General features: G+C 71.1%; 11 protein-coding genes. 6 read left to right on the top strand and 5 right to left on the bottom strand.

Annotated elements, in window-relative coordinates; genetic code table 11:
* The first annotated feature begins 396 nt into the window (after positions 1 to 396).
* Entirely contained in the window at positions 397 to 2484 is a 2088-nt protein-coding gene (locus ABS772_RS14955) for a M23 family metallopeptidase (RefSeq protein ID WP_350395632.1), read from the top strand.
* Between the two features lie 53 nt (positions 2485 to 2537).
* Here the strand turns inward: ABS772_RS14955 and ABS772_RS14950 are convergent, their stop codons facing one another.
* The 3 genes from ABS772_RS14950 to ABS772_RS14940 form a co-directional block, all read right to left on the bottom strand.
* Positions 2538 to 2669: a hypothetical protein gene (locus ABS772_RS14950; protein WP_350395631.1), complete on the bottom strand. Its 132-nt coding sequence runs from the start codon at positions 2667 to 2669 to the stop codon at positions 2538 to 2540.
* 84 nt (positions 2670 to 2753) lie between these two features.
* Positions 2754 to 3638, bottom strand: a complete 885-nt coding sequence (gluQRS, locus tag ABS772_RS14945) for a tRNA glutamyl-Q(34) synthetase GluQRS (protein WP_350395630.1) — start codon at positions 3636 to 3638, stop codon at positions 2754 to 2756.
* Entirely contained in the window at positions 3635 to 3934 is a 300-nt protein-coding gene (locus tag ABS772_RS14940) for a hypothetical protein (protein WP_350395629.1), read from the bottom strand. The genes gluQRS and ABS772_RS14940 overlap by 4 nt, the downstream gene beginning before the upstream one ends.
* A 226-nt stretch (positions 3935 to 4160) precedes the next feature.
* On the opposite strand from ABS772_RS14940, the gene ABS772_RS14935 reads away from it, so the two are divergent.
* Complete coding sequence (locus ABS772_RS14935) at positions 4161 to 4379, top strand: hypothetical protein (RefSeq protein WP_017486666.1); 219 nt, start codon at positions 4161 to 4163, stop codon at positions 4377 to 4379.
* Positions 4380 to 4409: 30 nt separating this feature from the next.
* Here ABS772_RS14935 and htpG read toward each other — a convergent pair whose 3' ends face one another.
* Complete coding sequence (gene htpG / locus ABS772_RS14930) at positions 4410 to 6281, bottom strand: molecular chaperone HtpG (RefSeq protein ID WP_350395628.1); 1872 nt, start codon at positions 6279 to 6281, stop codon at positions 4410 to 4412.
* Between the two features lie 156 nt (positions 6282 to 6437).
* A complete protein-coding gene (locus ABS772_RS14925; RefSeq protein ID WP_350395627.1) occupies positions 6438 to 6752 on the bottom strand; it encodes a hypothetical protein in 315 nt (104 codons plus the stop codon).
* Positions 6753 to 7083: 331 nt separating this feature from the next.
* Here ABS772_RS14925 and ABS772_RS14920 point away from each other — a divergent pair, with 331 nt between their 5' ends.
* From ABS772_RS14920 to oxlT, 4 genes are all read left to right on the top strand, one after another.
* A complete protein-coding gene (locus ABS772_RS14920) occupies positions 7084 to 8679 on the top strand; it encodes a gamma-glutamyltransferase family protein (RefSeq protein WP_350395626.1) in 1596 nt (531 codons plus the stop codon).
* 331 nt (positions 8680 to 9010) lie between these two features.
* On the top strand, positions 9011 to 10648 hold the full coding sequence (locus ABS772_RS14915) for a dihydroxyacetone kinase subunit DhaK (RefSeq protein WP_350395625.1): 1638 nt from the start codon (positions 9011 to 9013) through the stop codon (positions 10646 to 10648).
* A gap of 181 nt (positions 10649 to 10829) precedes the next feature.
* Positions 10830 to 11675 carry a class I SAM-dependent methyltransferase gene (locus tag ABS772_RS14910; protein ID WP_350395624.1) on the top strand — a complete coding sequence of 282 codons (846 nt, stop codon included), beginning with the start codon at positions 10830 to 10832 and terminating at the stop codon, positions 11673 to 11675.
* A gap of 54 nt (positions 11676 to 11729) precedes the next feature.
* Positions 11730 to 13019, top strand: coding sequence for an oxalate/formate MFS antiporter (gene oxlT, locus ABS772_RS14905; protein WP_350395622.1), 1290 nt, complete (start codon positions 11730 to 11732; stop codon positions 13017 to 13019).
* Positions 13020 to 13092 lie beyond the last annotated feature (73 nt).

Raw genomic sequence — 13092 nt, 5'->3', positions numbered from 1 at the left:
CTTCGAAACGGAAGGACAGCGATCGCCCGATCCAGTCACCCGGATCAGCTCCGCTCCACCGACAATCCCGAAGACCGTCGAAACCCCCGCTCCACCACGTGGTGGACCGCGGCGCCCCGTCGGTGAGGCAGCATTTATGGGGTCGTCGTTCCGGCGTCAACGTCCGGATCGAAAAAAGTTCCCCAATTGAGCACGTCGACATCACAGCCTTGCGACAGCATCGTCGGGGCGTCTCGGCGATGAGCGCTGCATCGCCTCAATCTGGACATGCTGGCCCCGGACATCCGGGATGTCGGCCCCGCGTCGTGCCTCGAAGTCCCGTGTCGCCCCTGGCGCGCGAGTCTGGTAGGAGGAAGCGGCAAAATCCGGTCCGAAGCGCCGACGCAGAGGAAGTCCGTGACGCGCGAGCGACTGAAGATCGGGGGAACGGCCGGGACGGCGAAGCCGCGCCCGCCGACGCTTCCGCGGGGCGTCGAGCCGCCGCTCAACCTTCTGGGCGCGGATGCCCGGCAGATCGACCGCCGCGACGTCAACCTGCGCTGGCTCTGCGCCAGCGCGCTCACCGGCATCACCGGCGTGCTCCTGATGGGTGCGGCGATCCACGTCTCGCTCCAGGGCGAGGGGTCGCTCGCCGCCGTCTCGGATCGGCCGAATCTCGGGCCGCGTCCGCAGACGCAGCTCCCCTCCGTCGAGGAATCCGGCATCGCCTCCGCGCAGAAGGGCGACCGGCTCGTGCGCAACCTGATGATCGCCTCGGCCAAGCAGAGTTTTCGCACGCCGGTGACGGTGCGGCTCGGCGACCGGGAGATCATCAAGGTCCGGCCCTTCGTCCGGATCTCGTCCAACCTGTCGATGTCGACCGGGGTGTTCGCCAGCGACATCCCGCGCTTCGACCCGATGAAGTTCGTCTCCGACGAGCCGCAGGAGCGCGCGCCCGATCCAGGTGCGGCGGACGCGCCGGGCGCCGAGGTGACGGTGGTCAAGCGCGACCTCGCCGAGACCGCCATCGATCCGGGTGCGCCCGCGCTCTCGGACGAGGACGTGACCGCGCAGATCGAGGAGGAGCGTCGCCTCGCGGCGGAGGCCGGGCGCCGGACGGCCCTGCCGCTGGCGCCGCAGATCCTGCTCTCGCGCACCCTGCAGCAGGGCTCGGCCTTCGCCGGGTTCGGCGAGGGCAGCGCCAAGGGCAAGCTCGGCGAGGACACCAGCCCGTTCAAGTCGATCGAGGTGCTCGTCGTCCCCGAGAACGTGACGAAGCTCGCCAAGGTGGAGCTGCGGTCCGGCGAGGCGCCCCTCGTCGAGGAGCGCGATCTCGCGCTCAAGCGCGGCGAGACCCTCGACGGCGCACTCAAGGCGACGGGGCAGGCGTCGGACGCGGCGATCGCCGGCATCGTGACGGCGCTCGGCGGCCGGGCCAAGGTCGCGGCCCTGTCGGAGGGGCAGCAGTTCCGCGTCCAGGTCGCGCCCGGTCCGAAGCCCGGTGACGGGCGGCAGGTGACCCGGGTCGTGCTGTTCGGCGAGAGCGGCGTCCAAGCGATCGCGGCGATCAACGACCACGGGGCCTTCGTGCCGGTCGCCCCGCCCGTAGACGAGTCGCGGGGACGGACCCGCGAACAGGCCCAGGCCGAGGCGCCGGACGACGAGGAGGAGGACGAGGGCAGCGGTCCGCGGCTCTACCAGAGCCTCTACGAGACCGGCGCGCGCCACGACGTGCCGCGCTCGACGATCGAGGACATCATCCGGATCTTCAGCTACGACATCGACTTTCAGCGCCGCATCTCGTCCGGCGACGGGATCGACCTGTTCTACACCTACGACGAGGAGGCCGGGCCCGCCGCCGCCGAGCGGCCGGAGTTGCTCTACGCCGCGCTCAATCTTGGGGGCGAGTCGCGCAAGGTCTACCGCTTCCAGTCCCCCGACGACGGCTCGATCGACTATCTCGACGAGCAGGGGCGCTCGCTCAAGAAGTTCCTGATCCGCAAGCCCATCGCCGACGGCATCATGCGCTCGGGCTTCGGCTACCGGCGCCATCCGATCCTCGGCTACGCCAAGCTGCATACCGGCGTCGATTGGGCGAACCCGATCGGCACGCCGATCGTCGCCGCCGGCAACGGCACCGTCATCAAGGCGGAATGGGATTCGGGCTACGGCCGCCGGGTCGAGATCCAGCACATCAACGGCTACGTCACGACCTACAACCACATGTCCCGCTTCGCCCGCGGGGTCAGCGCCGGCAGCCGCGTCCGGCAGGGGCAGGTGATCGGCTATGTCGGCTCGACCGGCCTCTCCACCGGCGCGCACCTGCACTACGAGGTGATCATCAACGGCCACTTCGTCGATCCGATGAAGATCCGCGTGCCGCGCGGGCGCGAGCTCGACGGGCGCCTGCTCGCCGAGTTCAAGCGTCAGCGCGACCAGACCGAGACGACGATGCAGAAGTCGAAGACCGCGACGGCGATGGCCCAGCGCGACGCGATGCGGTGAGGCGGCCGAGCGGCGCCGTCCCTACCGCTGCCTGAGCGGGTCCCGGCTCTCCATCAGCCCGCGAGGCAGTTCTCGATCACCGCCAAATCCTTCGCGGCGGAGGCGGGACGATCCGGTTCCTGGCCGAAGTCGGGTGCGGCGAGCGCCCAGGCCGACAAAGTCAGGATCGCGCGAAGCGATCGCATCGTGCCTGGCCCCCTCACGGCCGCTCGCCGCTCTTCACGGATTCCTGAAGGCCCGACAAGGCACAAGCCCCTTGAGACGCTGGATCAACGAAGAATTGCGAAGCCGAGTCCGGCCCACACATCCTCGGCGGTGACGCCGCGGGCGCGCAGGTCGGCGAGGGACTCGGATCCCCTCGACTTGGCGAGCTTCTCGCCGTCCGCCGCCCGGATCAGGGCGTGGTGGTGATAGGCCGGCGCGGGAAGGCCGAGGAGGCACTGGAGCAGGGCGTGCAGGTCGGTCGCCGCCTCCAGATCCTGCCCGCGCACGACGTGGGTGATCCCCTGCACGGCGTCGTCGCAGACCACCGAGAGATGGTAGCTCGTCGGCACGTCGCGCCGCACGATCACCGCATCGCCCCAGCGGCCGGGATTGGCGGCGACGGTCTCCATCGCGCCGTCATCGGGCGAGAAGCGGCGGATGGTGGGAGGTTCGGAGAGGGCCCGGAGCGCGGCCGGCATGTCGAGGCGCCACGTATGCGGCTCGCCCCGCTCGCGGCGGGCCCTCGCCTCGTCGGCGGATCGCAGGCGGCAGGTGCCGGGATAGAGCGGCGTGCCGTCGGGATCGCGCGGGATCGGCGCGCCGCGGGCCTCGCGGGTTGCAATCTCCGCGGCGATCTGCCCGCGCGAGCAGAAGCAGGGATAGATCAGATCCCGCGCCGCCAGCCGGTCACGCGCCGCGGCGTAGTCCGGGAAATGCTCGGATTGGCGGCGGATCGGTTCCGGGAAGCGGAGGCCGAGCCAGTCGAGGTCGGCCAGGATGCCCGCCACGAATTCGGGCCGGACGCGGCCGAGATCGATGTCCTCGATGCGCAGCAGCAGGCGTCCGCCGAGGGTCCGGGCGATGCGGGCGTTCAAGAGGGCGGAATAGGCGTGGCCGAGATGCAACCGGCCGTTCGGGCTCGGCGCGAAGCGGAGCGTCGGCCGGTTCACGGTTCTCCGGTGCCGCGCAGGCAGGTCATCGGGCCGGGGGTGCAGGCGATGCCCGGCAGCGAGCAGGCGGTCTCCTCCCCATCGCGGCGGCAGACCTTGCAGCCGTCGCCCCACTCGGCGCAGCTCCGATCCTGCGCGGGCTCTGAGGCCGGAACCGGCGTCGGCGCGGCGTGGTGGGCGCTGCGCGGCGCCAGGGCGCCGATCAGGACGGTCGCGGCCACGAGGGCGATCACGCCCCAGGTCACCCGCCGGTCGAGGCGGGCGGAGTGCGGATCGGGCGTGAGGTCGGCGGGCATGGCTGCGTGTTCGCGCGGATCGCGGAGGGCTGTCAACGCCGCCGGGCCCGGCCGGACCGTGGTCCGGCCGCCGCCCGCGATCGTGTCGGGCGTTGCGCGCACGCACCAGGGGCCATCGGTGCATGGGTCGCGGGAACTTCCGGCACGCTCGTTGCGATGACGCAAACCGGACGATCAAGAAGCGACCTCGGGAGGAGAGACTCACGCCACCACGGAGCCCCGGCGCATGCTCTACGGCCTCTACTTCCTGACCTGCATGGTTGCGAACCCCACTCATTGCGTCATGCGGGTCCATCGCTTCAACGAGGACATCGTCACCCCGCAGCAATGCCTCTCGGTCGCCCAGCCGCAGATGGCGGCGTGGCAGAACGCGCACGGCGACCGCTGGCGGGTCGCCCGCTTCCGCTGCGGCGCGCCGCCCCGCGATGACGGGACGCGGATCTGATCCTCCGCATCCCGCCCCGTCCGCGCGCCGCTAATGCCCCGGCGTCGTCACGCCGCGCGCGAGCGCTTCCGCGACGGCGCGGGCGAAGGCCACCGGATCGCGGGGCGTGTCGCCGTCCTGAACCCGGGCGAGATCGAGCAGCGTGCCGGCCTCCCCCTTCAGATCCTCGCCGGCCTCGGCCCGGTCGTTGAGCGACCGGATCAGGGCGTGGCGCGGATTGATCTCGAGGATCGGCGCGGACCCGCCGAAGCCGCGGCCGGCCCGGCGCAGCAGGCGCTGCATCTGGAGGTCCGGCCCCATGCCGGAGGCGGCGAGCACCACGGCGCTGTCGACGAGGCGGTCGGTGACCCGCACGTCGGAGACGTCCGGCTCCAGCGCGAGCTTGAGGGCGGCCACCAGCTTGTCGACCGGCGGCGCCTCGGCCTGCTCACCTTCCGGCTTGAACTTCGAGAGGTCGGCCGCGCCCTGCGTGACCGAGCGCAGCGGCTTGTCCTCGAACTTGCCCAACTGCTCCGGCCAGAACGCGTCGACGTGGTCGGACAGCAGCAGAACCTCCACGCCGCGAGCGCGAAAACCTTCGAGCTGGGCGGAGTTCTTCAGCGCCTCCACGTCGTCGGCGACGAGGTAGTAGATCGCCTCCTGCTCGGGCTTCATCCGCGACACGTAATCGGGCAGCGAGGTCCAGCCGTCCTGCGTCGAGGAACGGAAGCGCAGGAGCGGCGCGATCTCGGCGCGGCGCTCGAAATCCTCGTAGATGCCCTCCTTCAGCACCGAGCCGAAATTCTCGAAGAATTTCTGGTACTCCTCGGCCTTCTCCGTGTTCTTCGAGCGGCTCGACAGCTCGTTGATGACGCGGGTGGTCACGGCGCGGCGGATCTTTTGGAGTGTCGGCGTCGATTGCAGCATCTCGCGGGAGACGTTGAGCGGCAGGTCGTCGGTATCGACCACGCCGTGGACGAAGCGCAGCCAGTTCGGCAGCAACTCGGCCTCGTCGGTGATGAACATGCGCCGTACGTGCAGACGCACCTTGGAGCGGCGGTCGTCCTCCACCGCCATGAACGGCTTCATGCTCGGCACGAACAGGAGGCCGGTGAATTCCAGCGCGCCCTCGGCCCGCCAGTGCAGGGTCGCCCAGGGCTCGTCGAAGCCGTGGCTGACGGTGCGGTAGAACTCCTTGTACTGCTCGTCCGTGATCTCGGATTTCGGCTTGCGCCAGAGGGCGGTGCCGCGGTTGGCCGCCTCCTCGTTGCCCTCCGCGTCGCGGATCGCGATCGGCACGGCGATGTTGTCGGCCCATTTGCGCACGACGTGATCGAGCCGGTAGCTCTCCAGGTACTCGTCGGCATCCTCCTTGAGGTGCAGCACGATGTCGGTGCCGGCCTGCTCGCGGGCGGCCGGCTCCAGGGTGTAGCTGCCCTTGCCGTCGGAGGCCCAGGTCCAGGCCTCGTCCGAGCCGGCCCGGCGCGAGGTGACGGTGACGCGGTCGGCCACCATGAAGGCGGAGTAGAAGCCGACGCCGAACTGGCCGATCAGGCTCGGGCGCAGATCCTCGCCCTCACCCGCCTTGGCCTCGCCCAGCGCCTGCGAGAAGGCGCGGGTGCCGGAGCGGGCGATGGTGCCGAGATTCTGGGCCAGATCCTCCTTGCCCATGCCGATGCCGGAATCGGAGATCGTGAGCGTGCGCGCCGCCTTGTCGGGGGCGATCAGCACCCGGGCGTCGGAGGGGAGCGCCAGGGCCTCGTTGGTCAGCGCCTCGAAGCGGCGCCGGTCGGTCGCGTCGGCGGCATTGGCCACCAGTTCGCGCAAAAAGATCTCGCGGTCGGAATAGAGCGCGTGGACGACGAGATCCAACAGGCGCCCGACCTCGGCACCGAATTCGTGCCGCTCTACCGTCTCGCTCAAGAGCATGCCTCCGCACTGGGAGTGCCGCGCGGAACGGCTCCGGCGGCGCGGCCGGGGTTTCGCGCGGGACACTCGAAAAAAGCGGGGGCGATATGCCCATGGCGCGACGGCAATTCAATCGCCGCGGGCGTGGACCGGCGACGAAAATGTCGTCTCTCAGGCAGCGAGCGCCGTCGGCGATGCGGGGCGCACGGCCGGATCCCCCTCGATGCGCTGGTGCGCGGTGTCGAACGCGCCGCGGATGGCCGCCACCGCATCTTCGACGGCCACCAGGGCGGCGAGCTGCAGCGTGCCCGGAGCTTCGCCGGCGCGCCGCGCGGCGAAGACGATGGCGTGTTCGAGCCTCAACAGTTCTTCCTCGGCATTTCCGCCGGAAAGATGGGCCAGCCGCTGAAGCGTTGCTTCCAGGGCATGGCGCAAGACAAGTGTTCTCACGCGATCCTGAAGGATCGCCCGGTCGTTCTGCTTCATGTGCTGAGATGTCCGCCGATTCGCGAGGGCGATCATGTCACTGCCCCGCCCCCCGCGCAGTTCCTTTTCTGCAACATTTGCGAAAAGGCGGGGGCGTCGGCGGAACCTTTTTGAAGCTTCGGAAACCCGGCCATCCCGCGCGAACCTCGAACGCGCATTCGGGGACGCGTGCGGCTCCGAAACGTTTCCGGGAAAGCCGGTCGCGCGACCGGCAAATATCGGGGCTGCACCGGGCCGGGCAGCGTGGCGGTTGCCCTTCGCGCCGGCGCATGGTCCTGATCTTGCCCTCGACCCCACCTTTCCCGATCTCCGGTTTCGTCAGAGTCCGTCCATGCCCGATACCCCCGTCTTCGCCCACGCGGCCGTCGCCGCCCCCCACGCGCTCGCGGCCGCGGCCGGGCAGAGCGTGCTGGCGCAGGGCGGCAACGCCATCGAGGCGATGGTCGCCATGGCCGCGACGATCGCGGTGGTCTACCCGCACATGAACGGCATCGGCGGCGACGGCTTCTGGCTGATCCGCGAGAAGAACGGCCGCGTGCGCGGCATCGAGGCCTGCGGCCCGGCCGGCCGGCTGGCCACCCGCGCCCGCTACCGGGAGAAGGGTTTCGACGCCATTCCCTCCCGCGGTCCCGACGCGGCGGTGACGGTCGCCGGCACGGTCGGCGGCTGGCGCCTCGCCCTCGACATGGCCCGCGCCTTCGGCGGCCGGCTGCCCCTCGACGCGATCCTCGCGGATGCGATCCGCCACGCCCGCGTGGGCTGCGCGGTCTCGGCCTCGGAGGCGCGCTACGTGCCGAAGGAGCTCGACACGCTCCACGACGCGCCGAACTTTGCTGCGACCTACCTGAACGACGGCAAGCCCTACGCCGCGGGCGCCCTCCGGGCACAGCCCAAGCTCGCCGACACCCTGGCCCAGCTCGTCCATGCCGGGCTCGACGACTTCTACCGCGGCGATATCGGCCGCGAGATCGCCGGCGACCTGGAACGCCTCGGCGCGCCGGTGACCCGCGCCGACCTCGACGCCTATTCGGCCAAGGAGCGCGCGCCCCTGTCCCTGCGGCGGCGCGACGCCACGCTCTACAACTTCCCGCCACCCACCCAGGGCCTCGCCGCGCTGATCATCCTCGGGATCTTCGACCGGCTGAACATCGCCGAGCCGGAAAGCATCGCCCACTATCACGGGCTGATCGAGGCGACGAAGCGCGCCTTCGCCATCCGCGACCGCTTCGTCACCGATTTCGACCGCCTGACGGGCGATCCCGCCGCCTTCCTCGATCCGAAGCGCCTCGACCGCGAGGCGGCGCTGATCGACATGCGGCGCGCCGCCAGCATTCCGGTGCGATCGGGCGAGGGCGACACCGTCTGGATGGGCGCGATCGACAACGACGGCATGGCCGTCTCCTTCATCCAGTCGGTCTACTGGGAATACGGCTCCGGCACGGTGCTGCCCGCCACCGGCATCTGCTGGCAGAACCGCGGCATGTCGTTCTCGCTCGATGCCTCCGCCGTGAACCCGCTGGAGCCCGGCCGGCGGCCGTTCCACACCCTGATCCCGGCGCTGGCCGCCTTCGACGACGGGCGGGTGATGTCCTACGGCTCCATGGGCGGCGACGGGCAGCCGCAATTCCAGGCGCAGATCTTTTCCCGCTACGCCGATTACGGGATGTCGGTGGCCGACGCGGTCGACGCGCCGCGCCTGCTCTACGGCCGCACCTGGGGCGCCGAGTCGCTCAGCGTGAAGGTCGAGGACCGGTTCGATCCGGGCTGCATCGCGGCGCTCCGGCGCCTGGGCCACGACATCGAGGAGCTGGGCGGCGCCTATATCGACTCGCTGGGACATGCCGGCATGCTGGTCCGCCACCCCAGGGACGGACGGATCGAGGCGACCCACGATCCGCGCTCCGACGGCGGCGCAGCGGGGCTCTGAAGGCTTGTTTGACAGGGATGATTTGGCAAGCATCCCCCTCCTCATGCTGAGGTGCCGAGCGACAGCTCGGCCTCGAAGCACGCCGGAAGGACCGATCCCGGACGGTCAAGCCCATAGCGATGGCCCCATGGCATCGATCTGCCGGGGCAAGCGTCGGAGCGTGCTTCGAGGCTGCTGGCGCAGCACCTCAGCATGAGGATCGTCGTGGGTGCCGGAACAGGTCGCTCAAACAGGCTCTGAGACGGCCGCAGCCGGACTTGCTCACGTCTCCGTGCGCAGTACGTTTCGGCCAAAGCCCACGCTCGACGTGGCGCGACGGCAGGAGCGATCCTTGGCCCACTTCATCAACGACCGCGCCCGCCTCGTCACCGACGCCATCGATGGGCTCGTCGCGGGCAGCGGCGGGGCGCTGGCGCGGCTCGACGGCTACCCCGAGATCCGCGTCGTGCTGCGGGCCGAGCCGGAGCCCGGAAAGGTCGCCGTGGTCTCCGGCGGCGGCTCGGGGCACGAGCCGGCCCATGCCGGCTTCGTCGGGCCGGGGCTCCTCGCGGCGGCGGTGTGCGGCGACGTGTTCGCCTCGCCCTCCGTCGATGCGGTGCTCGCCGGCATCCTCGCGGTGACGGGCGAGGCCGGCTGCGTCCTCGTCGTGAAGAACTATGCCGGCGACCGCCTGAATTTCGGCCTCGCCGCCGAGCGCGCCCGCGCGCTCGGACGCCGGGTCGAGACCGTGCTGGTGGCCGACGACATCGCCCTGCCCGACGCGGCCCGGCCGCGGGGGCTCGCCGGCACGCTTCTCGTCCACAAGGTCGCGGGCCACGCCGCCGCCTCGGGCGCTTCGCTCGAAGACGTCGCGGCGCTGGCCCGGCGCACGGCCGGCGCGGCGCGCACCCTCGGCATCGCCGTCTCCACCGCGACGATCCCCGGCTCGAAGCCGGAGCCGCGGCTGTCGGAGGGCCAGGCGGAACTCGGTCTCGGCATCCACGGTGAGCCCGGCATCGAGCGCATCGACCTGCCCCGCGCCGACGCGCTCGCCGAGCGCATGACCGCCCGCTTCCCCGCCCCCATCGCGGGGGCCGAACGGCTCGCGCTCCTCGTCAACAATCTCGGCTCGACCACGGCCCTGGAGATGGAGGTGCTGACCAAGGCGGTGCTCGCGACCGAGCTCGGGCGCCGGGTACGGCTGCTGCTCGGCCCCGCCCCGGTCATGACCGCGCTCGACATGCACGGCGCCTCCCTCACCTTCCTGGTGCTGGACGACGCGATCGAGGTGGCGCTGATCTCCGAGACGCCGGTCGCCGCCTGGCCGCGGGCGCGGACTTTGCGCGAACCGGTCGTCCGGCCCCTGCCGGAGGGGCTGTCCGGCGGGCCGGCGCCGGCCCCGGCGCGGGATCCGGTCGTCGCCGCGCGGATCGAGGCGGTGGCCCGGGCGCTGATCGCGGCGGAGGACTCGCTCAACGCCCTCGACGCGCGGGTCGGCGACGGCGACACCGGCTCGACCTTCGCCGAGGGCGCCCGCGCCGTGCTGGCCGATCTCGACCGGCTGCCCCAGGCCGAGCCCGCCGCCCTGTGCCGGGCCTTGGGCGACCGCCTCGGCCGCGCCACCGGGGGATCGAGCGGCGTGCTGCTCTCGATCTTCTTCGCCGCCGCCGGCTCGGCGCTCGCCGAGGGGGCGGACTGGGCGAAAGCCTGCGCCGCGGGCGTGGAGCGGGTGCGCGAGGTCGGCGGCGCTGGCCCCGGCGACCGCACCATGCTCGACGCGGCGATTCCGGCGATCGAGGCGCTGTCGGCCTCCGGTCTCGCCGCGGCGGCGCGGGCCGCCCGCGCGGGGGCCGAGGCGACCGCCGCGATGGAGCGGGCCGGCACCGGCCGCTCCAGCTACCTCGCCGTCAGCGACTTGAAGGGCCATCCCGACCCCGGAGCGGTTGCGGTGGCGACCGCCTTCGAGGCATTGGCCGCGGATTCGAAGTGAGACGTCATCCGTTCGGATCGCTTCCGCCTCTCCTTCCGTCATTGCGAGGCGAAGCCGTGGCAATCCAGGGCGCGACATCTCCGAAAAGGGCGCGCCCTGGATCGCTTCGGCTTCGCCTCGCGATGACGGCGTCTGGCAGAACCCGCAGCGATCGACTGGAAACAGAGCGAGACGAGCGACGATGAGCATCCTGAACAAGGATCAGAGCGACTACTGGAACGGCGAGGTCGGCCAGCGCTGGGCCGTCTATCACGAGGCGCTCGACACCGCCTTCGCGCCCTTCACCGAGGCCTTGTTCGCCCGCGCCGCGCTCGGCGCCGGTGCCCGCGTGCTCGATATCGGCTGCGGCGCCGGCGAGACCGCGCTCATTGCCGCTCGGCAGGTCGGGAGCGGCGGGCACGTCACCGCCGCCGACCTGTCGGAGCCGCTGCTGGCGGTCGGTCGCGAGCGGGCGGCGCGGGAAGCGCCGGGGACCGCCCCGATCGCGTGGCTTCGCGCCGACGCCCAGGATCATGCCTTCGGCTCGGGCTTCGACCACGCCCTCTCCCGCTTCGGCGTGATGTTCTTCGAGGATTCCACCGCCGCCTTCGCCAATATCCGCCGCTCCCTCGCCGCGAGCGGACGGCTGAGCTTTCTCTGCTGGCGGAGCATGGCGGAGAACGCCTGGGTCACGGTCCCGCGCGACGCGGTGCTGCCGCTCCTGCCGGAGGTCGAGCCGCCGCAGCCGTGCGCCCCAGGCCCGTTCCGCTTCGCCGCACCGGACGCGCTTTTGCCTATTCTTGAGGCAGCCGGTTTTCGCGGCATCGAGTGCGAGCCGGTCGATCGGGTGATGCGGGTGGGCGAGACCATCGAGGCGGCGGCCGACTTCGTGGCGACCCGCGGTCCCGTCGCCCGCCTGCTGCGCGAGCGCGAGCCGGCGCTGCAGGAGGCTGCCTTAAAAATCATCAGGCAGCTCTTCGCCGAGCGCTTCGGGGCCGGTCCGGTCGATCTCGGCGCCGCCTGCTGGCTCGTCAGCGCGCGAGCCTGACGTTCGCCTCTGGCATGCCCTTTGCGGCGCCACGGCGCCGTAAGGGAGTGAATGATGCATACAGTTTCCGATCGGACGCGGTGGATCCAGCTCGGCCTGGGTCTCCTCGTCATGATGACGATCTCCAGCCCGCAATATGTCTGGACGCTGTTCGTGAAGCCGTTCCAGGCGACCACCGGCGCGAGCCTCGCCGCCGTGCAGGTCGCCTTCACGATGCTGATCGTGCTCCAGACCTTCTTCTCGCCGGTGCAGGGCTGGCTGATCGAGCGTTTCAGCGCCAAGGCCATGATCGCGCTGGGCGCCGCCCTCTCGGGGCTGGGCTGGGTCGCCGCCTCCTACACCGACACGCTGTGGGGGCTCTACGCGACCTACGGCCTGCTCTGCGGCCTCGGCACCGGCATCGTCTATGTCGGCGTGGTCGGCCTGATGGTGCGCTGGTTCCCCGAGCGGCGCGGCTTCGCCGCCGGCGTCGTGGCGGCGGGCTACGGCATGGGCGCCATCGCCACCACCTTCCCCATCACCGACATGATCGCGGCCTCCGGCTACCGCCACACCCTGCTGGTGTTCGGCGCGATCATGGCGGTCGTCGGCTTCGTCGCGGCTCTGGGCCTGCGCACGCCGAAGGCCGGCGAGACCCCCGCCATCCCCGCCGACAAGGTGGCGAGTGCCGCCCGCGACGTCGCCCCGGCGCAGATGCTGAGGACCCCGCTGTTCTGGCTGATGTTCGCCATGATGGCGATGATGTCGACCGGCGGCCTGATGGTGGTCGCGCAGTTCGCCGCCTTCGCCAAGGAATTCGGCGTCGCCGACGCGATGGTGTTCGGCTTCGCCGCGCTGCCTTTCGCGCTCACCTTCGACCGCATCACCAACGGCCTGACGCGGCCCTTCTTCGGCTGGGTCTCGGACCATGTCGGCCGCGAGAACACCATGGCGGTCGCCTTCGCCCTCGAAGCGGTGGCCATCGGCCTGCTGCTGATGTTCCGCGAGAACGCCTACGCCTTCGCCCTGCTCTCGGGCGTCGTGTTCTTCGCCTGGGGCGAGATCTTCTCGCTGTTCCCCTCGACCCTGACCGACACCTTCGGCACCAAGCACGCCACCACCAATTACGGCTTCCTCTACATGGCCCAGGGCGTCGGCTCGCTGCTCGGCGGTCCCGTCGCCGCGCTGATCCACGACGCGGTCGGAAGCTGGGTGCCGGTCTTCGGCATCGCCATCGTCCTCGACCTCATCGTCGCCGCGATGGCGTGGTTCGCGCTCAAGCCCGCCCGCCGTGCCTATCTCGGCGTGTCCGCCGCGGCCGGGCCGGAGACGGCCGCTCCCCTCGCCGTCCGGCCGGCGATCTGAGGCCGAACCGCACCGATCCGCCCCTGGCCGTCCAGGCCGGGGGCGCGTAACGAAGTCCGCGGGACGGCTCTTT

Source organism: Methylorubrum podarium, assembly GCF_040270385.1.
Lineage (GTDB): Bacteria > Pseudomonadota > Alphaproteobacteria > Rhizobiales > Beijerinckiaceae > Methylobacterium > Methylobacterium podarium.
This window is presented reverse-complemented; position numbering and strand designations above follow the sequence as displayed.